Source organism: Rugosimonospora acidiphila (assembly GCF_039543385.1).
In the GTDB taxonomy this organism is placed as follows: domain Bacteria; phylum Actinomycetota; class Actinomycetes; order Mycobacteriales; family Micromonosporaceae; genus Rugosimonospora; species Rugosimonospora acidiphila.
The window spans coordinates 83,840-106,806 of the sequence record NZ_BAABJQ010000026.1 but is presented as its reverse complement, the minus strand read 5'-3'; the positions used below and the strand labels follow the sequence as shown (position 1 = coordinate 106,806).

Below are 22,967 nucleotides of genomic sequence, written 5' to 3'. Positions count from 1 at the left end.
GGCCGTGGAATCGGTGGTGCCACGGCCCCGCTGTGGCGGTCGGTAACCACAATCTTGGAGGTCAGGCGCGATGAGACTCCGGCAGGTCCGTAACCGTCCGCATCCCGCCCGCGAGCGCGGTCGCGTCCTTCGCCGAGCCGCGGTGGTGCTCGCCGGCTGTGCCGCGGCGGTGCTCGGCGCGGTCACGCCGGCACAGGCCGGTCACGTGCACGCCATCCAGACCGCGAACTCGCCCAGCGACGGCGCGCCGATCGCGGGCGGTGGCAGCTGGATCGTCAACAAGCCCAGCGGGTACTACCTCGGCAGGCTCATGCCGGGCGACAGGTTCGACGACGAGGTGACCAGCTCGGCCAACTGGCACTACGGCCGGGCCCAGGGGGCGGTGAACATGTGCGGTTGGGTGATGCCGGGCTCGATGGGTGCCGCGCTGGGCGACACCGCGGACAGCTGCTCGTCGACCACCGAGTCCACGCTGTCCCACCGTCGCACCTTCGGCCGCGACTACAACGCCGCGGCGCATCAGGCCGGGGACGGCACCGCCGTGCCCGCCAACCCGGCGTGCGAGCTGTACTACAACTACTTCTACGGCACCGACTTCGGCTCCAACGGCGGCCACTGGGCCACCCCGGCGGGGACCGTGGGGTCCACCGTCAGGTACCGGTTCACCACCAACGACGGCGCCGCGGTCGTGGTCCGCGACCCGGTCCTCGGCTGGGGCTTCCTGCCGATCGGCTGCGTCCAGCGACCCGCCACGCTCTACAACGACAACGACTGACCGCCGCCCCCTGCGTTGCCGGCGCGCCCCGGCGTGTGATGCTGGGCCGGTGATCGTGTCATTCGATGCCGAGCTGTGGATCTGGGACGCCAGGCGCACCGAGACCTGGGTCTTCGTCAACCTGCCGGCCGAGGTCGCGGAGGATATCCGGGATCTCGACAGCGGTCCGCGCCGGGGCTTCGGCTCGGTGCGGGTCCGGGTCACCATCGGCGGCAGCACGTGGCGGACGTCCATCTTTCCGAGCAGCGCGGACAACACGTACGTGCTGCCCGTCAAGCGGGCCGTGCGCGACAAGGAGGGCCTGGACGTCGGTGACACCGCGGCCGTGACCCTCGAACTGGTCGACTTTTAGGCCCGGTGCGCCGCCGGCCGGTGGACGCGCGGCCCCGTTTGCCCCCACGGGATCGGGGAAAACCCGGTGAGAGCGGTAGGACGATACGGTCCTCCAGCCACCACGAGGGGGCATGAAGTGGGCAAGCAGGACGCGGCCGGACACGGCCAGGGCGGAATGATGGATATTCACGAAATGCGGCAGCAGGCGCACGACATGGGGATCGAGGGCAGCTCGAAGATGGACGAGAGCGAGCTCCGCGAGGCCCTCAAGCGGATCGGCAAGGGCAACGATCCGATGATGGCCAAGCAGGAGGCCAAGCGCAACATGTAGCGGCGGCGAGGCCGTCACCGGCCGTGACGCGCACGCGTGGGGCCAATCGAGCGGTGTGCTCGACCGCCCCCACGCCGGCGCTCCGGGTCGTTGCCGGATCCGCGGGTCCGCCGATCAGGTCCCGGCCTTCTGCGCGGCGAACATCCAGTGCTGCTTCTCCAGCGTCTGGAGCACCTCGATCAGCAGGTCCTGGGTCGCCGGGTCCAGCTCGTCGGTGTGCTCGACCCGCTTGCGCACCGAGCCGCACACGTCGGCCAGCGCCTCGGTGATCAGCGCTACCACCTCGTCGTCGACCACCTGGCCGGCCGGGAACTCCGGCAGCGGCGTCGACTTGGCCACCGTCGACGGCCGGCCGTCCACCGGGTACCCGATGCTGACCGCCCGCTCCGCCACCAGGTCGGCCGCGCCCCGCATCTCGTCGGTCAGCTCGTCCAGGTGAAGGTGCACCTGCCGGAAATGCCGTCCCACCACGTTCCAGTGCGCCTGCTTGGCCCGCAGGTGCAGGTCCGTCAGCTCGACCAGGGTGTCCTGCAGGTCGTTGCCGACCGCCGACACGTCGACGTTCACCAGCCCGTTGGCCTTGGTGGGCCGAATGACGTTCCGCTCGGACGCCGGCGTTGAACTCCGTGCCATGGTCTCCCCCTTCGCTCGCCCCGTCCCAGGTTGCGTACCCACCCTCGCGGTCGCTATGCCGTGACGCGGATCGCCCCGCCGTCGGCGCGGCTCAGCCTCCTGAGTTGCGGCGCAGCCGGATCCACCGGTACCCGTAGCCGTCCAGCTCCAGCTTGTCCAGCCCGTCGACGTCGGCGTACGCCTGGTTGCCGAAGACCTGGTTCGGGTGGTCGGCCTGGTCGGCGAGCCCGCTCAGGTCCAGCAGCACCCGTTCGGTGCCCAGGTTGTGCAGGAACAGCATGGTGCCCGCCGGGCCGTCCGCGCGGTGCGCCAGGATCGCCGGGGGAAGCTGCTGGTCCACCGGCGTGCACTCCCCCGCGCCCACCTCGGGGCTCTCCCGCAGCGTGCGGATCATCCGTTCGAACCAGCCCAGCAGCGAGCCTGGATCGTGCCGCTGCGCGGTCACGTTGCACTCCCGGTACCCGTACCGGCCCTTCGCGATCACCGGCCGGACCGGCTCGGTGGCCGTGGTGAAGCCACCGTGCCTCTGCTCGGACCACTGCATCGGGGTCCGGATCGCCTCGCGGCCGGGCAGGGTCAGGTCGTCGCCCATGCCGATTTCCTCGCCGTAGCGCAGGACCGGCGTGCCGCGCAGGCTGAACTGCAACGAGTAGGCCAGCTCCAACCGGCGCCGGTCGCCACCGAGCATCGGCGCGAGCCGGCGGCGGATCCCGCGTCCGTACAGCCGCATGTCCTCGTCCGGACCGAACGCGGCGAACACCTCGGCCCGCTGGTCGGCCGTCAACCGGGACAGGTCGATCTCGTCGTGGTTGCGCAGGAACGTCGCCCACTGGGCACCGGCCGGCAGCTCCGGCGTGGCGCGCAGCGCCTCGACGATCGGTTCGGCGTCGCGGCGCGCCAACGCGAGCAGGAGCCGGTCGTCGAGCAGGAAGTCGAACAGCATGTGGATGCGGTTGGCCGAGCCGCCCGCGTCGGACACGTAGTGGCGCAGTTGGTCAGGCGCCACGTTCGCCTCGGCCAGCAACAGCGCCTCGCCGCTGCGCCAGGACGCGTGCGCCCGCAGCTCGGTGAGCAGTTCGAAGTCCATCCTCGGCTCGGTCGCGTTCGGTTCGGTCAGCTCGATGATGAACGGCGCCGCGTCGATGCGGAATCCGGCGACGCCGAGCTGGAGCCAGAAACCCATGATCCTTTTGATCTCGGCCCGGACCGCCGGGTTGGCGACGTTGAGGTCCGGCTGGAAGTCGTAGAACCGGTGGTAGTACCAGGCGTGCGCGCCGCGGTGGTAGGTCCACGTCTCGCGCTGCTCGCCGGGGAACACCATGCCCTGGTACCGGTCGGCCGGCTCGCCGTGGCACCACACGTACCAGTCGCGGTACGGCGAGTCGGCCGACGAGCAGGCGGAGCGGAACCACGGATGCTCATCGGACGTGTGGTTGACCACCAGATCGATGATCACCTTGATGCCCCGGTTGCCGGCCTGGTGCAGCAGCTCGGCGAAGTCCCCGAGGCTGCCCAGCCGCGGATCCACGGTGTAGTAGTCGGTGATGTCGTAGCCGCCGTCGCGCCGGGGCGACGGATGGACGGGGTTGAGCCACAGGCAGGTGACCCCCAGCCGGGACAGGTAGTCCAGCCGGCCGATCAGCCCCCGGAAGTCGCCGATCCCGTCGCCGTCCGAGTCGGCGAAGGACTCCACCTCCAGGCAGTACACCACGGCCTCGTCGTACCATCGCTCGCTCACGACCCGGGTGGTTCCCGCCGGCCGTACCCGTTCAAACCACCGGCCCGCCCGACCCGCGCGGCCACCCGGCCGGAGATCCCGAGGTCCGCAGGTGTAGCGGGGTGCCGGATCGGGGACACGCAGCTATGCACCCGTGCGAGGTGTCCGGCCCCCGGAGGCGGAGATGCCCATGACCGACAGCCACGACCCGGACCCGTGCCAGGCCGGTCTCGTGCCGGTGCAGCCGACCGCCGACCGGGGCCCCGCCCGGCTGCACCGCCTGCCGGGGCGCGCCTGGTTGGCCGCCGCCGGCCGCGCGGCCACCAGCTTCGGCGGCGACGATCTGAGCGACTGGGCGGCCGCCCTGACCTACTACGGGATTCTGGCGGTGTTTCCCGGCCTGCTGCTGGTGGTGACGGTGCTGCGGCTGGCCGGCACCGGCACGGCGACCGCGGTGGTGGACAACATCGCCGCCATGGCACCCGGCGCCGTCCACGACATCCTCGGCGGTGCCGCCGACAGCCTGCAGCACAGCCGGCAGGGCGCCAGCGGCGTCATCGCGATCGTGAGCCTGGCCGGCGCGCTGTGGTCGGCCTCCGGCTACGTCGGCGCGTTCATGCGCGCCAGCAACGCCATCTACGACGTACCCGAGGGGCGCCCGATCTGGAAGCGGCTGCCGATCAGGATCGGGCTCACCGTCGCGACCGGGGTCCTGCTCACCGCCTCGGCCGTCATCGTCGTGTTCACCGGCCGGCTCGCCAGGTCGGTGGGCGACGCGCTGGGCATTGGGCACACCGCCGTCACCATCTGGGGGATCGCGAAGTGGCCGGTGCTGGTGGCGATCGTCGCCGTCCTGTTCGATCTGCTCTACTGGGCCTCGCCGAACGCGCGCCAGGGATTCCGTTGGGTCAGCCCGGGCGGCGTGCTCGCCGTCATCATCTGGCTGGCGGCGTCGGGCGGGTTCGCGGTGTACGTCACGCACTTCGCCTCGTACAACCGGACCTACGGCAGCATCGCGGCGGTCATCGTCTTCCTCGTCTGGCTGTGGATCTCCAATCTCGCCGTGCTCCTGGGTGCGGAGTTCGACGCCGAACTGCAGCGCGGCCGGGCGATCCAGGCCGGACACCGGCCCCAAGACGAGCCGTACCTGCGGCTGCGCTCCCCGGTGACGCCGGACCCGCCGGCCCCGGGCGGCGGCGGATAGCCCGTTCCGGAGGGCGTCCGGGTCATCCGGACATCGGGATCGTCGCGTCCGCGACGACCGGCAGGCCCGCCCGCCGCCAGGCGACGATCCCGCCGTCGAGGTCCGTGGCCAGGTACAAGCCGAGATCCTGCAGCGCCGCGGCGGCCAGCGAGGACGTGTACCCCTCCTGGCAGTACACGATGACCGGCAGGTCGTAGCGGTTCGCGACCGGCAGCCGCGCGTCGCTGGTCGGGTCGAGGCGCCACTCCAGCACGTTGCGCTCGATGGCCAGCGCGCCGGGGATCATCCCGGAGGCGGCCCGCTGGGCGGCCGGGCGGATGTCGACGAGCAGCGCACCGCCGGCCCGCGCCGCGGCGGCCCGGTAAGGGTCGTACCGGTCCAGGCCCGCGCGGGCCTCGGCGAGGATCTGATCGATGCCGCGCGCGCCGCGCGGGCGCGCCGCACCGTCGACCCCGGCCGCGCTCACCAGTCCGCTCCGGCCCGCTCGACCCGCAGGGGGCGCAGCCGCCCGCCGTCCAGCCGGTAGCGCGTCATGGCCAGCAGCGCCGGGGCGTACACGTGCAGGCTGACCGCGGGTACCGGGGCGTCGTTGACGACGCGGTGGATGTGCCGGACGCCGAACCGGCGGGTGGCTCCGGACCGGTACCGCCGGGTGGCCAGCCCGGCCGGCGCGGCGTACCGCGGCGTCTGCTCGGTGAGTACACCGGTGATCACGTGGAAGGCTCCCGACGCCCCGCCGTGGTCGTGCAGGTCGGTACCCTGCCCGGGCAGCCAGGTCAGCAGCCACGCCTCGTGGTCGGGCGCCACCGCGACGCGCCGGTACCAGCGTTCGGCGGCGTCGAACTGCGGCCTCACCGGCCAGCGGGCGGGGTTCGCGGCATAACCGGCGGCCAGCGCGGCCAGCCGCCCCGGCGCGCGCTCCGCGTTGAGCGGCAACATGTTGGTCTCCTCGTCTGCACGGGTGCCCGAGCGCGACGGCTCGCCGGTCGACGCACGGGTGGACGTTTCCTGAATGGGTGTGGTGGACCGCCGGCCGTGACGAGCACGGAGGTGTCGACGCCGGACGGGTGGGTGCGCCGGCCTGGACAGCGGTCGGCGGCGGCCCCGGTGGGAACGGTGCGCCTGGGTCAGCTCGAGGCGGGGGTCAACAACAGCAGGGCAGCGCGCCGGCACCGCACGGCCCGCGCCCGCCGCGCACCGGGGACACCTCGAAACCCATGCCGGTAGATTACCCGGTAAATCCCATGTGTCAAATAGGATATGCGGCGGACGCGTGCTCCGGCTCGGTCCCCGCGCGCCTACCGGTGGACGGCGTTTCTGCGCAGGGCGAGGACGAGCCACACCCCGACGAAGATCACGGCCGCCGCGGCCACGAGGGGCGGTGCCCCGCGCAGCCCGTACGTCATGCCGGCGATCACGAGCAACGCCACGCCGCCCCGCCACGGCAGGCGGTCCCGGTACTGAACCCGGTTCAGCAGGCTTCCCCCGGCGATGTACACGGCCACCCCACCGGCGATGACCAGCGACAACGCCGCGCTTGACGGTCCCAGTGGCCGGTGGATGTACTGCTGGGCGCCGACCGCCACGACGACCACTCCGGCGATCATGATCCCGTGGCAGTACGCGGCGGCCACCGCAGTCCTCGGTGCGGTCGCGTTGACCACTTTCCCGAGTCGCCGCTCGCGGGGCAGGGCGTAGCCCCACAGCATCGCCCCCGCGGTGATGAACGCGACGGCGAAGGCGAGGGTGCGCAGAAAGTCGAAGCCGGCCTCGCTGTAGGCCAGGCCGCTGAGCAGGACCAGCGCGCCCAGGGCGACGATGAAGACCTGCCGGTACCGTTCGGCGATGTGCTCGCCGACGACTCGCAGCTGCGCCTGCGGCGTGCGGCGCAGCCCCGGCACCGGCCAGCCGAACCAGGCACTCGCGCCGTCGATGACCAGCGCCGCCGCCCACAGCGCTATCCGCTCCGGGGCGGGCAAAAAGGCTCCGGCCAGCCACGGCACGGCCGAGACGCCGAACCAGACGAGGACCCGCGCCGAGCGCACCTGCAGCGGGGAGCCGCGCAGCGCGGGGACGATCACAAGCCCCCGGACGAGGTGTACGGCGACGTACGCGCCGGCGAACAGCAGGCCGTGCGTGCCGAAGGCGGTCGGCACCGCAGCGGCCGCCAGGAGCCCGGCGAACATGATGCCGATGATGAGCCGTTGCAGTCGGGGCTCGTCCGGGTTGAACCAGTCGGTCGACCACGCCGTCGCGACCCAGATCCAGTAGACAGCGGCCAGCAGGATCAGCGATTCCGCGATGTTGACCAGGTCGAAGTCGGCCAGGATCCGCTGCGATACCCGGGTCAGCGCGAACACCATGGCGAGATCGAAGAACAGCTCGTAGGAGGAGATCTCGCGGGGGTTTTTCCGCTTCTTGAGCAGTCGTTCCAGCGAGGTTCCCAGTTTGGCCTCGGGGCCGAGCCGCCGGTAGCTGAGCAGGGTGCCCAGCAACACCAGTCCGACGGCGCCGGCCACGGCCAGCGGCGGTAGCCGCAGCAGGGCCGGGGACATCGCGGCGATGACCAGCATGGCGGCGGGGGCCCGCCATGCCCGCTGCCCGAATACGGACCAGGCGAGCAGGCCGCGCCCACCGAGGTAGACGAAGGGCCCGGCCATGATGGCGGCGGACCACGGGGCCCGAACCTCGCCGAGCGGTCGGGTGATCAGGATCTGGGCGCTCATCGCCGTGACGACAACCCCGAGAATCATGATCAGGTGGAGGTACGAGGCGCGGACCGCTACCGAGGGCGGTCGCCGGTCGAGAGTGTCCCCGAGAGAGAGCCCGCGCGGCAGAAAATAGATCCAGGCGAGCATTCCGGCGATCGCGAACGCGATGGCGAGGGCGCTCATCCGCACGATGTCCAGGCCACTGCGGCTGTAGGCGATGCCGCTGGTCAGGACGATTTCCCCGACCACGATGACGAAGATCTGCCGGTGCCGCTCGGCGATGTGACGGCCCGTCGTGCGCAGGTGCTGCCGCGCTACCGGCGGCAACCCGGGCACCCGCCAGCCGACCCCGACGCCCAGGTAGTCCACGACCAAGGCCACCGACCACAACACCAGCCTCGGGGTCGCCGGCAGGAACGCCCCGATGAGCCACGGGATCGCGGTCGCGCCGAACCAGATCGCGGCGTGTACCGAACGAGTGCCGACCGGGTCGCCGCGCAGCGGCCGGGCGATCGACAGGTGCCGCACGAGGTGCGCCGCGACGTACGCCCCCGCGAAGGCGATGCCGTGTGTGCCGAACGCCTCGGGTATCGAGGCGGCGAGCACCAGCCCCGCGAACGTCATCCCTATGATGATCCGTTGCGGGTAGGGCAGGTCGGGGTCGAGCCAGTCGGTGGTCCGCGCCGAACCCACCCAGACCCACCAGACCGCCGCCAACAGCACCACGGTCTGCAGCGAATTCTCCCAGCCGAAGTCCGGGAGCAGGCGCTGCGAGAGCTGGGTCAGCGCGAGAATGATGGCCAGGTCGAAGAAGAGTTCGAGAAATGAGGTCTCGCGAGGCCGCTGGGGATCCCGTAGGAGTTCGCCTGCCCTGGTCCGCGCCACAGCCCGTCCGTCTCGCGATAATGGCGCCGATCCGCCGCGTTCGGGCGGCCCTCGATCGTCGTGCTCGGGACGCTATCCGCCGCCGCTCGACTCAGTGGTCCGGGTTGGCTTGCCGCCATTCGCGCATCCGGTCCCTGGCCCGGTCGAAGATGGCCATGGGCGGCCCGGCGAGCAGGTTGCCCGCCCGGGATTCGCCGGCCATCGGGTGGGGACGGGTGGGCGCCAGCGACTCGGCGGCCTTGACCGCGCCGGCCATCCGGCGCAGCCGCTCCGGCGGTAGCGTCTCACGCAGCCGCGGGAACTCGTCCGTCTCCTCGTGGGTGGCGTGCGCCAGCACCGCCTCGGCGAACGGGTGGAACTGCCCGTCGAAGTCGGGGTGGTCCACGCCCAGGTCGTACAGCCGGGAGAGCACCTGCTTGGCCTCGTGCTCCTCGTCGAGCCGGGCCTGAACGATCCGGTCCGCGCCGTCGGCGGCGGCCTTGCGGACCCGAGGATGCACCACCTGCTCCTCGGCGCTCTCGTGCACCGCGAGGAGCCTCACCAGATCCGCGAAAGCGTCCCGTTTGGCCGCGCCCTGTCCGTTCCGCACCGCCGCGAGAAGCTCCTTGATCCGGTTGTGCTGCTCGAGCAGGAGATCGACGACGTCCTGTTGCGCGGTGGCGGTCATGACTCCTCCACGGATCGATGATCTCGAATTACGATTGCCGCTCGTGCTCGTCGCCTACCCGCCGGTCGCGGCCCCAAACTCCCCTCCGGTTGCCGGCCCCGCGAGCGGGGCGGGTGCTGGGTCTCGGTCGGCGGGATTGCCCGCCACACCGGCGGGGTACCCACCGGTGACTGGAGTGGGGTGATCAAGGTGGCGCGGTCGATCTGGACCGGTGTCATCAGCTTCGGGCTGGTGTCGGTACCGGTGGCGTTGTATTCCGCGACCCGGGAGCACGACGTGTCCTTCCACCAGTTCCAGGAGGGCACCGCGGACCGGATCCGGTACCAGCGGGTCAACGAGCGCACCGGCGACGAGGTCGACTACGAGGACATCGTGCGCGGTGCGGACGTCGGCGGTGGCCAGTACGTGATGCTGTCCCGCGAGGAGCTCGCCTCGGTCGCGCCCGGCCGCTCCCGCAGCCTCGACGTGCACGCCTTCGTCGACCTCACGGAGATCGATCCGATCTACTACCAGAAGACCTACTACCTCGGCCCGGGCAGCGACGAGACCAGCAAGACCTACGCGCTGCTGCGCGACGCGATGGCGCACGCGAACCGGACGGCGATCGGCACCCTCGTGATGCGCGGCAAGGAGTACCTGGCGGCGATCCGGCCCGACCGGGAGTTGCTGGTGCTGGAGACGATGTTCTTCGCCGACGAGGTGAGGGATCCGCGCAAGGAGATCAACCGGCTGCCCGGCCGGGCGAAGCCGCGCCCCCAGGAGCTGAGGATGGCCGAACAGCTCATCGACTCGATGAGCACTACCTGGAATCCGAAGGACTACCAGGACACCTACACCGACCGGGTCAACGACCTGCTCGACGCGAAGGTCGGCGGCGGCGAGGTCGCCGTGGCGGAGAAGGCGCCCACGGCGACCAACGTCACCGACCTGATGGAGGTGCTGCGCCGCAGCGTGGAGGCCGCCAAGCGGGGCCGGGCCGCGCCGACCAGCGGGCGGGCCGGCAGGAAGGCGCCGGGCCGGCAGGACCGCCTGCGCGTGGCCGGGCGGACGGACCGGTCGCGGACCTCGGCCGGCCGGCGTGGGTCGACGGCCTCCCCCACCGGCCGCGCCAAGGCACCCGCCCGTCCGGACCCCCGGGCGATGAGCAAGTCCGAGCTGGTGGCGCTGGCCCGCGAACTGGACGTGCCCGGCCGCTCCGGCATGAACCGCGAACAGTTGGAGAGGGCCGTCATCGGCGCGGGCAAACGGTCCCGCCGCGCCGCGTAGCCGTCCCGACGCACCCGGCCGGTCGCCGCGAGGGCACGGCGGCGGTGCCCCGCCGCCGTGCCCTCTCTTCGAGCCGGCGCCGGCTAGCTGGCGGCGCAGGAGACGGTCGGTACGGTGTTGGTGCCGTTCGACGACGCGAGGAAGCCGAAGGTGGTGCTGGCCCCCGCGCCGAGGTTGCCGTTGTAGCTCACGTTGCGCGCGGTCACCTGCGACCCGCTGGCGGTCACCGTGGCGTTCCAGGACTGGGTCACCGCCTGGCCGTTGGCGAACGTCCAGGCTGCCGTCCAGCCTCTGATGGCCGCGTTGCCCGCGGTCACCTTCACCTCACCCTGGAAGCCGCCCGGCCACTGCCCGATGATCGAGTACGTCGCCGTGCACGCACCGGTGCCGCCCGTCGGCGGGTTGGTGGTCGGTGGCGGGCTGCTCGGCGGCGGACTGCTCGGTGGCGGGTTGGTCGGGGTGCGGGTCGGGGTCGGCGACGGGCTGCTCGGCGGTGGCGAGGTACCACGGTAGATGCTGGCCTCCTTGGCGTTGGCCTTGATCCCGTTGGCGCCGTTGAAAATCCGCTGACCCCAGGTGGTGAGCTGCTCGGGGTCCCAGTTCGTCACCATGTCCAGCACCGGATCGTTGTTGCCGGCCCAGGACCAGCCCAGGTAGCCGATGCCCCGGGAGACCGCCTGCGCCATCACGGTCTGGTCGTCCACGTTGCTGGCGGTCGCCTGCCAGCCGAACTCGCCGATGACCAACGGCCATCCGTTGTTCTGGAAGGTGTCGAGGTACGAAGTGATCGACGACGCGGTGTTGAAGACGTCGTACATGTGGATGGACAGCACCGTGTTGTGCTGGGAGTCGGCATTCAGCACGGTCTGCGCGTTGTCCCGCATCACGAACTGCCAGTCCTGGCCCCAGTTCGGCGCGTCGACCATCAGCAGGTGCTCGAAGCCGTTGGCGCGCATCTTCTGGATGGCGGCGGTGGTGGCGCTGGTCCACTGGCTCGGGTTGTTGTTGCCGATCGGCTCGTTGCCGATGTTGATGACGATGTAGTTCTCCTGGCCGGTCAGCACGCTCTTGAGACTGATCCAGTAGTTGACCGCCTGATCCAGGGTGTACGCCGCGCCGTCCTCGCCGTACCCGGTGGTGTCGTGGTCCTCCAGCACGCAGATGAGCCGGTTCTGCTTGCACAGCGACACCACGTTGGCCACGTCGCTGGCGGTGTCGGCGGTCCACCGGCCGCCGCTGAGCACCACCCGCACCGCGTTGGCGCCCAGCGACTTGATATTCGCGAAGGCGCTGGTCTGGTTGGTGAACCAGGTGTGTTCGTGGCTGACCCCGCGCATGACGAAGGTCTGCCCGTTGGCTTCGACGATGTTGCGCCCGCTGACGTGCAGCCCCACGGCCGCGGAGGCCGGCCGCATGAACATGAGCACGGGCGCGGCGACCGCGAGAACGGCGGCCGCGGCAAGGGTGAGTCTTCTCTTCATGACCTACCTCGGGGATGGCGGCTCACGATGGCATGTGCGCCCGGATCCACGTCCCGAGGTGCGGTGCGCGGCGCGAGAAAGGGCGCGGCGCGAGGGGGACGTTGCCATGACTGCCCGAGGCCCGGCTCAGAGACCTACTGCGGTGCGGACAACCTACCGCGCGGCACAATCCAACGCAATCTATCGATGTGTTCGACGGGCGCCGCCGGGGCACCCTCGGGGTCGCCGCCGCCCGGCCCGCTGGTCAGGGATTGAGCGGGTCAGGGATTGAATCGACGCACCGCGCCCCGGCGGCGTGTGTAGGCCGGCCAGGACCCGGCCAGTCCACCCGAGCCGGTGGTCGCGAACGACAGCCAGGCCTCGCGCATCGGCCGGCCGCCAGCGTCGATGTCTGCCCAGTCCTGACCGGCCAGCATCGGCGCACCGGCCCAGGCGTCCTGGCCGCCGAACAGCCGCGGCAGATCGCCGCAGTGGCAGGAGCGCATCGGGCCGGTCACCGAGGTCTCCTCGATCCGGTACGCGTGCACCGCCGCGCCGGCGTCGGCCAGCAGCGCGGCGAACTCCAGCGTCGGGCGGGTGAACACCGAACGGGTGGCGAGCCGGATCGCCGCCTCCTCCACCGCCCCACCGACCAGCGGCACCCGCCGGGAGATCGGACCGCCGGCGAGGAAGTAGGCGATTTCCCGGCCGGTGGTGCCGACGATCACCTCCAGCCCCGGCGCCAACCGGCGGCAGGCCGCCCGCCAGTCGTCGCCCACGGGCAGGGGGTCGACCCCGGCCACCGGCACATACCGCGGCGTGAAGCTCATCCCGGTCCGGCCGGTCAGGTCCTGCTCGGTGCGCTGCTGCGCGGCGAGGATCGCGTCCACCGGTGCCTGCCGGGGGTCCTGTCCGAGATTGGCCAGGAACCGCTCCCCCACCGGCCGGGCGGCCTCGGGAGTGGACAGCCCCAGCCCCATCGGCGGGCTCTGCAGCACCGCGCGGCGCATCAGCGCCCGCGCCGCCGGGATGCCCAGCAGGCAGGCGATGGAGTGGGCGCCGGAGGACTGCCCGACCACTGTCACGTTGTCCGGGTCGCCGCCGAGGTGGGCCGCGTTGTCGCGTACCCAGCGCAGCGCCTCGAGCTGGTCGAGCAGGCCCAGGTTGCCGTCGGAGACGCCGGGCAGGTGCAGGTAGCCGAGCGCGCCGAGGCGGGAGTTGACGTTTACCACGACCACGTCGCCCTCGCGCGCCAGCCGCTGGCCCCCGTACCGGTCCCACGAGCCGGCCCCGGTCCGGTACGAGCCGCCGTGCAGCCAGACGAGCACCGGCCGCCGGGCGCCGTCCGCGGCGGGGGTCACCACGGTCACGCTGAGGCAGTCGTCGGACTGTTCCCGGTCGTCGGACGGGCCGAGCATCGAGCCGGGCCGGCTCGGCGGCTGCGGGCTGACCGGGCCGTGCTCGAACGCGTCGCGCACGCCCTCCCACGGCTCCTCCGCCACCGGTGGCGCGAAGCGCGCGGCCGCCGCGTACCGGACGCCGCGCAGCACGGTGAGGCCATCCTCGCGCCGGCCGCGCAGCACCCCGCCCCGAACCGCGACGAGCACCTCGCCGACCACCGGCGTCGGGTCGTCGACGCCACCTCGGGCGGTCGCTTGCGCCATGACGAAGACCGTCCCCTCGTGCCCTGCTACGACCGGTCCGGCTGGGCGTGCCTGGCGCCGCGCCGCGACCCCGGACCCGTCCCTCGCCAGGTCCGCGGGCAAGACTAACCGCCGGATGCGCACCTTGGCCGACCGGCCATCGGGGTGGGGCCGATCACCCGAGCCGGGTCTGTCGGGTACCGCGCCTACCGGCCCGGAGCTGCCCGGACGGCGTCAGCTACCGGACAACCGGTCGGTGTTATCCATGTCACAATCGCGGAACCTAGCTCGTCGAGTCCGACGCATCGCCTTCCCCGCATGACTCGCCATCGATCACCCGGCTCCACACCTTGGCGGAGCCCGCCCACAGCAGCCAGCTGGGGCCACACAGCAGCCATCCGGGAAGGAGTCCGCGCAGGTGATTCTCGAGAAGCTGGATCCCGGGGCAACCCTCGCGTACCAGAACTTCCTGGCACACCAGGACGAGCCCGCGCAGCCGCGGGCAATCTCGGTGGTGCTGACCTACGAGGGCGACCTGGACGACGTCGCCGCCCTCGGCTTCGAGGTCGCCTGGTCCGGCGACGGTGAGGCCGTCGGAACCCTTCGCTGGGCCGACCTCGACGCTCTCACCGAGTCGCCGGGGGTGATCCGGGTCGCCGCCGGGATGCCGCGCCGCCGGCACCTCGACACCGCCACGGCGGAGATCCGCGCCCGGGCGAGCACGGTGCCGAACATCGGTGTCGACGGGCTCTGGCACGTCGAGAAGGCACCACCGACCGCATCCTCGGGCGTGCTGACCGTCGGCGGATCGGGTGCCAGCGGCAGGGGTGTGATCGTCGGTGTCATCGACACCGGCATCGACATCTCGCACCCCGCACTGTGCTCCCAGCAGAGTCCGTACCGGTCGCGCATCCTGAGGATCTGGGATCAGGGGCTGACTCCCGTCGTGGCCAACGGTGAGGCGGGCCCGCCCGTGGCCCGCCTGCTGTCGAGCCACACCTACGGTGTGGAGTTCGACACCACGGCCATCGAGAGCGCGCTGAACACCTCGGGATACCCGGCCGTGCCGGTGAACTTCCGGCACAAGGACTGCGAGGGGCACGGCACACACGTGACCTCGATCGCGGCCGGCGGAAACCAGGTCGCCGGCGGATCGGACGCCTCGTTCGTCGGCGTCGCGCCCGAGGCGGACATCATCATGGTCAAGCTGCTCGACGTGCCGGACGTCATCAGGGACTCCTCCGGCGCGGAGGTCGGCTGGGACGTCCGGTTCCGGGACGCGGTCACCTACATCCTCCGGGAGGCCGCGGCGCAGCCGCCGTCCGGCAAGCCGGTGGTGATCAACGCCAGCCTGGGCGCGTCGTCCGAGCCGGGCGACGGGATGGACGACGACGAACGCTGGCTCGACGACCTGTTGGATCCGGCGCACGCGCCGGACGCCACGCACGTGCCGAGCGGGGCGATCTTCGTGAAGTCGGCGGGAAACGACGGCGATCCGAGCGACCGCGGCTTCGCCATCGTGACGATTCCGGACGCGGGGCACATCGTCGTGCCGTTCGAGCTGTTCGACGACCGCGGGCCGAACAAGGCGAGGCGGGTGAACTGCGTGTCCGGGCCGTACGTCCCGGACGTGCGGGCGACCATCTGGTACCGGGAGGTCGCGGCGCCGGCGGACGTCGCCTTCGCCGCGAAAGTGCCGGGCGACACCGGGTTCTCGGCCGACGTGTACGCGGGTTTCCTGACGAAGACCTTCGACGGCGGCAAGACCCGGACCCTGTTCCACGACAGTCTCACGGTGCGCCGCCCGGTACCCCCGCCGCCGACGACCGTCGCCGTGGTGCGCAACCGGATGATGCTGATCGTCGAACCCAAGCCGATGCCCGCGCCGCTGCCGCCGCTGCACCGCGAGGGCATCTACGAACTGCGCTTCACCGGCCCGCCCGGCACGGTGCTGTTCGCGATGGGCACCATCGACGGCACCGAGTTCGGCCGGTTCGGGCTGCGGATCGCCACGAGCTACTCCAACGGTGACCCGCTGCCGGCCCCGGAGATCGTCGCCGGCGGCGCGACCCCGGTCGAACTCATCAACGTCACGAATCACCAGACCATCGTGGACGGCGGGGGCCGCAACGTGCTGACCATCGCCGCGTACGACGATCTCACCACGGATCTGGCCGTCTTCTCCTCGCGCGGGCCGCTGCGGGACTACACCAGTCCGCCGCTCGGCCCGCTGGCGGCCAAGCCCGACATCGGCGGGCCCGGCGTCAAGATCATGGCCGCGCTCAGCCAGGACTCCGACGACGGCATCGTGCGCATCGCCACGCCCGGCTCGCTGGCCGGCAACCGGTTCATCGAGTTCGACGGCACGAGCATGTCGGCACCGATGGTCTCGGGCATCGTCGCGATGATGCTGGAGAAGGATCCGCACCTGAACACCGACCAGGTGCGCGCGGCCCTGCTCGCGTCCGCGGCGGGTCGGGACGGCGCCAACCCCGGGCCCGCCGACCCCGGGTACGCCGACGCGTTCGGCGCCGGACGACCCGCCGCGCTCGAGAGCCACACGAACGCGCACTAGCAGACGGGAGCGGACCGGCATGGCCGCCGAAGAGATCATGATCGCCCGCGCCGCGGTATGGCTGGCCCGCGCGCTCGGTGCCGGCGGCTCGTTCACCGCCGATCTCGACACCGACGTGCTGGGGGTGCGCCTGCCCGACGAGTTCGTGACCGACCCCGCGGTGACCGCGGCCGGTACCGCGCTCGGTACCGCCGGCGGCACGCTGAGCACCGCCGCGGACGCCCTCGAGGCCGCCGTGGCCTCCGGCGACAACCCGGCACTGCTCGCCGCGGTGGTGAGCCTCATCGACGGCCTCGTGGCCCTGTTCGACGCCGCCCGCCGGTTCGTCGAGGCGCTGGCCGCGCGCACCGCCGCCATCGCCGACGCGGGGCAGCGCGCGACGGTCGAGGGGCTGCTCACCGCCCTGGCCCGTCAGATCGCCGACTACCTGATCATCTCGACCATCGAGATCCAGCGGCCACGCCTGACGTTCCTGCTCAAGCTGCTGGGACTGATCGACTGGACGGTGGTCGACGAGGACCCCGCCGACCCCTCGACCCGCCGCTACGTGCGCAAGGCGATCCGGCTCGACCGGCTGCGGGGCCTGATCCAGGACCCCGCCGGCCACTTCGCCGCGGTGGTCGGCTGGGGCTCGCCAACCTTCGACCCGCTCGAACTCTTCCGGATCGCCGCCGGCTTCTACGGCCGCGACGTGGCGGTCGACGGCGGCCAGATCGGCCCCGACGCGTTCATCCGCAAGGGCCCGTTCACCTGGCGGCGGGACTCCTCGACCAACCCGCCCGGGCTGCGCATGGACGTCGACGCCACGCTGACCGAGGGCGTGCAAGGCCGGGTGGGCCTCAATGACTCGTGGGGGGCGACGCTGGCCGGATCGGTCACCGCCGAGGGCGGGCTCGCCGCCACCCTCACCCCACCGTTCCAGATCGAGGTAGCCCCGAAGGCCGCCGACATCACCGGCAAGGTGAGCCTGGCAGTCGACCGGAACTCCAACGCCCGACCGTTCACGATCGTCGGCGGCAACGACCTCATCCACCTGGAGGCCGAGAACATCTCGGTCGGCGCGGAGTTGGAGATCGGGGCCAGCACCACGGCCCCCGTACAGGTGCAGCCACGGATCTTCGTAGATCTCACCGGCCTGACCCTGACGCTCGGCCAGGAGGGCGCCGACAGCTTCCTCGCCTCGCTGCTGGCCGGCCTGCACCTCACCGGCCGCTTCGACCTCGGCCTGGAGTGGCGCGGCAACGAGGGGCTCGTGGTCCAGGCCGCCGGCGGCCTGGAGTCGGCCATCCCCATGCACCAGAGCCTCGGCCCCGTCGAGTTCGACAACCTCTACGTGATCCTGCGCATCGGCGACGACGGGACGCTCACGCTGGAGCTGTCCACGGCGATCACCGGCGCGCTCGGCCCGTTCTCGGCGGCGATCGACCGGATGGGCGCGCAGCTCACGCTGTCCTTCGCCGGCGACGACACCGACGCCACCGCCCGCTTCGGCGGGCTGGACGCCGCGCTGCGCTTCAAACCCCCCAACGGCGTCGGGCTCGCGCTCGACCTGGAAGTCCTGCGCGGCGGCGGGTACCTGTACATCGACGTCGACCGCGGCGAGTACGCCGGCGCGGTGGAGCTGGTGCTGGAGGACTTCCTCGCGCTGTCCGCGATAGGTCTGATCTCGACCCGGATGCCCGACGGCAGCAACGGGTTCTCCCTGCTGGTCATCGTGACCGCGGAGTTCGGCACGCCGCTGCAGCTCGGCTTCGGCTTCACCCTCAACGCGGTCGGCGGCCTGGTCGGCATCAACCGGACGGCGCGGTTGCAGGAGTTGGCCGCCGGGGTCCGGGACGGCTCCATCACCAGCGTCATGTTCCCCACCGACGTCGTGGCGAACGCGCCGCGCATCATCAGCGACCTGCGCCGGTTCTTCCCCACCGAGGAGGGCACCTTCCTCATCGGCCTGATGGCCAAGCTCGGCTGGGGCACCCCGACGCTGGTCACCGCCTCGCTCGGCGTCATCGTCGAGATACCGCCGGGCAACATCGCGGTGCTCGGCGTGCTGTCGGTGGTGCTGCCCGACGAGGACGCCGCGCTGCTGGTCCTGCGGGTCAACTTCATCGGCGCGTACGAGGCGGACCGGCAGCGCATCTGGTTCTTCGCCAGCCTGTACGAGTCGCGCATCCTGTTCATCACGCTGGACGGCGAGCTGGGGCTGCTCATCGCCTGGGGCGCGGACGCCGACTTCGTGGTGAGCGTCGGCGGGTTCCACCCGTCCTTCACCCCGCCCCCGCTGCCGTTCCCGTCGCCCCGCCGGTTGAGCGTCAGCATCCTCGACACGTCGGTGGCGCGCATCCGGGTTGAGGGCTACTTCGCGGTCACCTCCAACACCGTGCAGTTCGGCGCCAACGCCGAGGTCTTCTTCGGCGTGGACGGGTTCAACGTCGAGGGCCACCTCGGTTTCGACGCGCTGTTCCGGTTCTCCCCGTTCTACTTCGACATCATGTTCTCGGCGTCGCTGTCGGTCACCGTCTTCGGGGTCGGGCTGTTCAGCGTCCGCTTCCACGGCGAACTGGAGGGCACGACGCCGTGGCACGTGGAGGGCGAGGGCTCGATCTCCCTGCTGTTCTGGGATCTCGACGTACCGTTCAGCGAGACCTGGGGCGAGGACGCCGACACGCTCGTACCGGCGGTGGCGGCGCTCGGAATAGTGCACGACGAGCTGCTCAAGCCGGACAACTGGACGGCGGTCGCACCGTCCGGCGGCCGGGTACCGGTGTCGCTGCGCCAGATCGACCCGGCCGCCGGGATCGTGCTGCACCCGGCCGGATCGCTGCGCGTGGCACAGCGCGCGGTACCGCTGGACCTGCACCTGGACACCGTCGGCAACCAGCCGGTCGGCGACGTCGAACGGCTGGCGGTCACCGTCACCGACCCGGGCCTGCGGCGCCTCGGCGACACCGACGAGCCGTTCGCCACCTCGCAGTTCCAGAAGCTCACCGACACGCAGAAGCTCGCCTCGCCGGCGTTCGAGGACCAGCACGCCGGAGTGCTGCTGACCGTCGACGGCAGCGACCTGACCACCTCGCACGCCGTCAAGCGCGCGGTACTGCACGAGCTCATCGTCATCGACTCGAACTTCAAGCGGCACCTGTCCAGCTTCTTCCGCGTCGGCCTCGAGTTCTTCGTCCACCTGCTGCGCGGCAACGCGACCGCCCGCGCGTCGCTGTCGCGGGAGCGGGCGCGCACGCTCGACCCGTTCGCCGCCCCGATCACGGTCGGGGCGGCGACCTACGTGGTCGCGAACGCCCGGGACAACTCGCCGGTGGGCCCCGACGCCGTCTTCACCAGCAAGGCGAAGGCCGACGACTTCGTGCGCACCCAGGTCCTGCGCGACCCGGCGCTGCGCGACACCATCCACGTTCTGCGCTCCACCGAACTGCGGGAGCGGCCATGACCGCCGACACCGGCACCTACACCTTCCTGCCGTGGCTGCGCAGCGGCTTCGGCAACCGCGTACAGGCACCGGCCGGCGACCCGGCCGTCCGGCTGCGGGCCGGCTTCGACGTCGAGGTGACGATCTCCGGGGTCGGGCTCGACGGTTCGGCCCCCGCGTCGACCGCGCCCCAGCATGTCGAGCTGTACGGGCCGGGCGACATCATCGGGGTGGACCCGTCGGCGATTTCCCGCCGCGAGCCACCGGACTGGACGACCAACTTCGAACCCAACCACCTGGTCTGCCTCGAGTTCTACGAGGAGGACCTGCCCTGGCGGTACACGCCGGCGGCGGCCGACGGGCGCCGGTTGCTGCCGTGGCTGGCCCTGATCGTCCTGTCCGAGGAGGAGTTCCAGGACCTGGGTCGCGGCGCGGGTCAGCCGCTCGCCGCCATCAAGACCCTCGTCGACCTGACCGGCATCGCGCCGCCGGGCGAGCTGTCGGCCTGGGCGCACGTGCACGTCAACGCCGAACTCGCCACCGACATCGTGTCGACCGACACCACCACCATCACCGGCGCCCTGGCGGCGACGCTGGCCGCGAACCCCGACCTCGCCTCGTCGCGCCTGTTGTGCCCGCGCAAGCTGGCGCCGTCCACCGCCTACCACGCGTTCCTCGTGCCGGCCTTCGAGAGCGGGCGGCTGGCCGGGCTCGGCATCGATCCCGCCCCGCTGATGACGGACCCGGCCAACGGCCTGACCGCGACAGCGCCGGCCTGGGGCGTGTCCTACCCCGTACGCCCCGCGGCCGACCAGCTGCCGGTCTACCACCGGTGGTACTTCCGCACCGGCGAGCGCGGCGACTTCGAGGACCTCGTCCGGGTGCTGCAGCCGAGGGTGGTCGACAGCCGGGTGGGCACCCGGGACCTCGACGTCAGCGACCCCGCGCCCGGGATCGCCGGCATCGCCGGCCCGGACGGCGACGGCGTCCTGCGGCTCGGCGGTGCGCTGCGGGCGCCCCGCGCGACGTTGCCACCGGACCAACGGGCCGAGGCCGAGCGCTACGACGCCTGGGACCAGCCGTACCCTCACCCGTTCCAGCGGCAGCTCGCCGCGTTCCTGAACCTCCCCGACGCGTACGGCCGCGACGGGGTCACGGCCAACTCAGGGCCCGACGTACCGCCGGCCGCCTCCGACGACGACCCCGTCGTGGTCCCACCGAGCTACGGCCGCTGGCACGCGCTCACCGAACGCCTGCTCACCGAGCCCGACGGCACGCCGCGGCCGGACCGGGAAAACTGGCTGCACGAGACGAACCTCGACCCGCGCTGGCGGGTGGCGGCCGGGTTCGGCACCGACGTCGTGCAGGCGCGCCAGGAGTCGCTGATGGCGGCGGCGTGGGCGCAGATCGGTGACGTGCTGGCCGCCAACACCCGCATCCGCCAGGGGCAGCTCGCGGCGCGCACCTCGCTGACGTGGTACCGGCAGCTGGGCGGGGCGGCCCCGGCCAGCGAGCTGGCGGCGAGCCAGGTGGTGGCGCTGGCCGCGCCGCTGCACCGCCGCGTCGTGAGCGCCGGCCTCAGCGTCCGGTACCGCGTGAAGCAGAGCCCGCTGACCGAGGCGACGGTGTCCACCACCATGCGGCGCCTGGCCCGGCCGGGCGGCCGGCTGGCGACCGGCCTCGGCCTGCCCCCGGTGCGCCCCATGGGTACCCTCGTCGACCGGGTCAACGACGGCGAGGTTCACACCGCGCCGCCGAAGCCGCTGCCCGACACCCCCTCGCCCGACGACCTGGCCGACGCGATCGCGCCGGCGGGCCCGCTCGCGACCCTCCTGCGCTGGCTGGCCCGCGTCCCGTGGCCGCTGCTGGTGCTTTTCGTCGCGGTGGTCGCCGGGCTGGTCGCGCTCGCGTCGACGGGCGGCGTGGTGATCGCGCTGATCGTCGCCGCGGTCGCCACCGTCCTCGCGCTCGCCGCGGTCCCCTGGTGGCTCGCGGTGCGCGACCGGGCCAGCGCCGCCGACCTCGTCCGGCCGGCCAACCAGACCCCGGCCGCGGTCGACCGGCTGCCGGGCAGCGCCGGCTTCACGCTGGTGAGCCCGGTGCCGCTGCCCGCGCCGGGGCCGGGCTTGGCGCCCCGCGGCACGGACAACGCGGTCGCGGTCCGGTTCAAGGACGCGCTGCGGGACAACTACCGGCTCGTCGCGGCCAGCGCCGAGGCCGGCTTGGTCGCCGTGCCGGTGCCGCTGTCGATGACCACGGTCGCGGGCAGCATCCTCGCGGCCACCGATCCGGCCGTGACGGTGCCGGCCGCGGTGTTCGACGGCGTCACGCTGCCGGCGCGCGTGGTCGCCGAGATCGGCGAGCGGTTCGTCGAGGCGATGGCGTACCCGGAGTTCGACAGCCCCATGTACGAGCCCCTGGTGGACCTGTCCGACGAGGCGTTCGTGCCGGGGCTGCACTACGTCGAGCCCAACAGCGTCACGCTGCTGGAGACCAACCAGTCCTTCATCGAGGCGTACCTCGTCGGCCTCAACCACGAGTTCGCCCGCGAGCTGCTGTGGCGGGAGTACCCGACCGACCAGCGCGGCAGCTACTTCCGCCAGTTCTGGGACGTGCGCACCCAGCTGCGCGCCGACGCCGGCACCGCGGCGGGCCGCGAGGCGCTCAAGGACATCACGCCGCTGGATCACTGGCCGCGACTGTCGCACCTCGGCGACCACGACAACCGCGAGGCGACCCGGCGCAACGAGGAGGAACTCGTCCTCGTCATCCGCGGCGAGTTGCTCAAGAAATACCCCAACGCCATCATCTCCGCACAGCCCGCCCGGTGGCAGCCGGTGAGCGCGACCGACCCGACGCCGGACAAGTCCCAGGAGCGGCGGCCCGACGACGCGCAGCCGATCCTGACGCCGCTGTACGAGGCACGGGTGCGCCCGGACATCTTCCTGTTCGGCTTCGACCTGACGGCGGAGCAGGCCCGGGGCGACGACACGGTCGACGACAAGCCCGGCTGGTTCTTCCGGATCGAGGAGGTGCCGGGCGACGCCCGCTTCGGGTTCGACACCTCGCGCGAGGGCGACCTGAACGTCTACAACGACCTCGCGTGGAGCGACGTGGTACCGGGTGGGGCCGACGGCGACCCGGTCCGGGTGGCCAGCCTCCCGACCGTCGCGCTCGTGGAGCCGACGGCGCCGGAGGTCGAGGAGAAGCACGATCAGTGGGAGAGCGACCGGCACGTCCCGCTGGGCAGCGCCGCCAGCGCCGCGGAACTCGCCTACGTCGCGCTACAGGCGCCGGTGCTCATGGCCGTGCACGCCGCCGAGCTGCTACCGCACCAGGGATGAGC

16 protein-coding genes are annotated in these 22,967 nt (G+C 72.0%); 8 read left to right on the top strand and 8 right to left on the bottom strand.

Annotated features, from left to right (window positions below; genetic code table 11):
* Window positions 1-70: 70 nt before the first annotated feature.
* The 3 genes from ABEA87_RS32675 (at window position 71) to ABEA87_RS32665 (ending at window position 1,439) form a co-directional block, all read left to right on the top strand.
* Window positions 71-775 carry a hypothetical protein gene (locus ABEA87_RS32675; protein ID WP_345636217.1) on the top strand — a complete coding sequence of 235 codons (705 nt, stop codon included), beginning with the start codon at window positions 71-73 and terminating at the stop codon, window positions 773-775.
* Between the two features lie 49 nt (window positions 776-824).
* On the top strand, window positions 825-1,127 hold the full coding sequence (locus tag ABEA87_RS32670; protein WP_345636215.1) for a DUF1905 domain-containing protein: 303 nt from the start codon (window positions 825-827) through the stop codon (window positions 1,125-1,127).
* Window positions 1,128-1,244: 117 nt separating this feature from the next.
* Window positions 1,245-1,439 (top strand): hypothetical protein, encoded by a 195-nt coding sequence (locus tag ABEA87_RS32665; RefSeq protein ID WP_345636213.1) that lies wholly within the window; start codon window positions 1,245-1,247, stop codon window positions 1,437-1,439.
* A gap of 114 nt (window positions 1,440-1,553) precedes the next feature.
* Here the strand turns inward: ABEA87_RS32665 and ABEA87_RS32660 are convergent, their stop codons facing one another.
* The gene (locus ABEA87_RS32660; protein WP_345636211.1) at window positions 1,554-2,072 is read right to left on the bottom strand and encodes a Dps family protein; all 519 of its coding nucleotides are present in this window, start codon (window positions 2,070-2,072) and stop codon (window positions 1,554-1,556) included.
* Between the two features lie 91 nt (window positions 2,073-2,163).
* The gene (locus ABEA87_RS32655) at window positions 2,164-3,810 is read right to left on the bottom strand and encodes an alpha-amylase family protein (protein WP_345636209.1); all 1,647 of its coding nucleotides are present in this window, start codon (window positions 3,808-3,810) and stop codon (window positions 2,164-2,166) included.
* 169 nt (window positions 3,811-3,979) lie between these two features.
* On the opposite strand from ABEA87_RS32655, the gene ABEA87_RS32650 reads away from it, so the two are divergent.
* The gene (locus ABEA87_RS32650; RefSeq protein ID WP_345636207.1) at window positions 3,980-4,993 is read left to right on the top strand and encodes a YihY/virulence factor BrkB family protein; all 1,014 of its coding nucleotides are present in this window, start codon (window positions 3,980-3,982) and stop codon (window positions 4,991-4,993) included.
* Between the two features lie 22 nt (window positions 4,994-5,015).
* Here the strand turns inward: ABEA87_RS32650 and ABEA87_RS32645 are convergent, their stop codons facing one another.
* From ABEA87_RS32645 to ABEA87_RS32630, 4 genes are all read right to left on the bottom strand, one after another.
* Entirely contained in the window at window positions 5,016-5,459 is a 444-nt protein-coding gene (locus tag ABEA87_RS32645; RefSeq protein WP_345636205.1) for a rhodanese-like domain-containing protein, read from the bottom strand.
* Entirely contained in the window at window positions 5,456-5,932 is a 477-nt protein-coding gene (locus ABEA87_RS32640; protein ID WP_345636203.1) for a cysteine dioxygenase, read from the bottom strand. The genes ABEA87_RS32645 and ABEA87_RS32640 overlap by 4 nt, the downstream gene beginning before the upstream one ends.
* 359 nt (window positions 5,933-6,291) lie before the next feature.
* The gene (locus ABEA87_RS32635) at window positions 6,292-8,589 is read right to left on the bottom strand and encodes a low temperature requirement protein A (protein WP_345636201.1); all 2,298 of its coding nucleotides are present in this window, start codon (window positions 8,587-8,589) and stop codon (window positions 6,292-6,294) included.
* A 91-nt stretch (window positions 8,590-8,680) separates the two neighbouring features.
* Window positions 8,681-9,256: a hemerythrin domain-containing protein gene (locus ABEA87_RS32630; protein WP_345636200.1), complete on the bottom strand. Its 576-nt coding sequence runs from the start codon at window positions 9,254-9,256 to the stop codon at window positions 8,681-8,683.
* A 189-nt stretch (window positions 9,257-9,445) separates the two neighbouring features.
* Here ABEA87_RS32630 and ku point away from each other — a divergent pair, with 189 nt between their 5' ends.
* Window positions 9,446-10,522: a non-homologous end joining protein Ku gene (ku, locus tag ABEA87_RS32625; protein WP_345636198.1), complete on the top strand. Its 1,077-nt coding sequence runs from the start codon at window positions 9,446-9,448 to the stop codon at window positions 10,520-10,522.
* Between the two features lie 83 nt (window positions 10,523-10,605).
* Here the strand turns inward: ku and ABEA87_RS32620 are convergent, their stop codons facing one another.
* Both ABEA87_RS32620 and ABEA87_RS32615 read right to left on the bottom strand, forming a co-directional pair.
* Complete coding sequence (locus tag ABEA87_RS32620) at window positions 10,606-12,003, bottom strand: cellulase family glycosylhydrolase (protein ID WP_345636196.1); 1,398 nt, start codon at window positions 12,001-12,003, stop codon at window positions 10,606-10,608.
* A 260-nt stretch (window positions 12,004-12,263) separates the two neighbouring features.
* Window positions 12,264-13,646 (bottom strand): carboxylesterase family protein, encoded by a 1,383-nt coding sequence (locus ABEA87_RS32615; RefSeq protein ID WP_345636194.1) that lies wholly within the window; start codon window positions 13,644-13,646, stop codon window positions 12,264-12,266.
* Between the two features lie 397 nt (window positions 13,647-14,043).
* On the opposite strand from ABEA87_RS32615, the gene ABEA87_RS32610 reads away from it, so the two are divergent.
* From ABEA87_RS32610 to ABEA87_RS32600, 3 genes are read left to right on the top strand one after another with little or no spacing between them, the layout of a single operon-like run.
* Entirely contained in the window at window positions 14,044-16,200 is a 2,157-nt protein-coding gene (locus ABEA87_RS32610; protein WP_345636192.1) for a S8 family serine peptidase, read from the top strand.
* A 19-nt stretch (window positions 16,201-16,219) separates the two neighbouring features.
* Window positions 16,220-19,642 (top strand): DUF6603 domain-containing protein, encoded by a 3,423-nt coding sequence (locus ABEA87_RS32605; protein ID WP_345636190.1) that lies wholly within the window; start codon window positions 16,220-16,222, stop codon window positions 19,640-19,642.
* Window positions 19,639-22,965, top strand: coding sequence for a hypothetical protein (locus ABEA87_RS32600; protein WP_345636188.1), 3,327 nt, complete (start codon window positions 19,639-19,641; stop codon window positions 22,963-22,965). The genes ABEA87_RS32605 and ABEA87_RS32600 overlap by 4 nt, the downstream gene beginning before the upstream one ends.
* The last annotated feature ends 2 nt before the right edge of the window (window positions 22,966-22,967 follow it).